2 protein-coding genes are annotated in these 907 nt (G+C 71.7%); one reads left to right on the top strand and one right to left on the bottom strand.

Going from position 1 to position 907, the window contains the following annotated elements:
• Window positions 1-27: 27 nt before the first annotated feature.
• Entirely contained in the window at window positions 28-456 is a 429-nt protein-coding gene (locus ROTAS13_RS25130) for an SRPBCC family protein (protein ID WP_019463026.1), read from the bottom strand.
• Window positions 457-640: 184 nt separating this feature from the next.
• On the opposite strand from ROTAS13_RS25130, the gene ROTAS13_RS26825 reads away from it, so the two are divergent.
• The coding region (locus tag ROTAS13_RS26825; protein WP_216348753.1) for a hypothetical protein at window positions 641-907 on the top strand (267 nt) is incomplete at its 3' end.

Genomic DNA, 907 nt, shown 5'->3' on the forward strand with positions numbered 1-907 from the left:
GTGATCAAGAGACAGGCCGGCGGGACGTCAGAGGTTCGGGTCCTGCGTGGCGCTGCGGCCGTAGAGGCGGCTGGGGGCGTCGTTGCTGGGTTCCTCCGGGTCGCCGCCATCGACGCCTTCGAGGTGCGACTTCAGGCTTTGCAGCGCTGCCTCGATGCCATGGGCCAGGGCCTCCTGGGGTGTCTCTTCCTCCGTGGGGTCGGAGGGGAGGGCGGCGGCGGCATCGACGCGCAGGTGCAGCACGGCGCTCTCGCCCTTGCCGGTGATCCGCCATTCGCCCGGAGGGTCGAAGCTCCAGCGGACCGTCAGGGCGGCCTCGTCCGCCTCCAGGCCGGAGCCCGGCAGGTTGGCGTCGTCGCGGCGCAGCTGCGGAACCCAGTGCGGGATGTGCGCGGTGTCCGCGACATAGGCGAAGACCTCCTCGGCGGGTCGCTGGATGGAAATCTTCTGGTCCATGGTGGCGTCCTGTTGGCTCTCGTTCTTGTGGGACAGTGCGGAGGGGCAACGCGAGGCCGCGGCGCGGGGTTGCCGGTGGCAGGCGGGGCGGGACCAGGGGCTCGGGCGCCGCCGCGTCGGCGAATCCGTGCCGGCCGGCGGGACGATGCTAGCCTCGTCCCCGCCGTGCTGGAGGGATGGGTGCATGGACAGGCGTTGGACGGTGCTGGCGATGTTGGTCGCGGTCCGTGTCTCGATGGGGGTGCAGTTCCAGTCGGTCGGCTCTGTCGGGGCGATGCTGGTGGGACCGGTGGTCGCGGATTTCGCCGCGCTGGGGGTGCTGATCGGCCTGTCGCAACTGCCCGGCGCGGCGGTGGCGCTGCCCGGGGGCTGGCTGACCGCGCGGCTGGGCGACCGGCGGGCGCTGCTGGGCTGTCTCTTGATCACATCTACGCACAGCTCCACCGTAAGG

The organism is Roseomonas sp. TAS13, assembly GCF_001950415.1.
Taxonomy (GTDB): Bacteria; Pseudomonadota; Alphaproteobacteria; order Acetobacterales; family Acetobacteraceae; genus Roseomonas; species Roseomonas mucosa.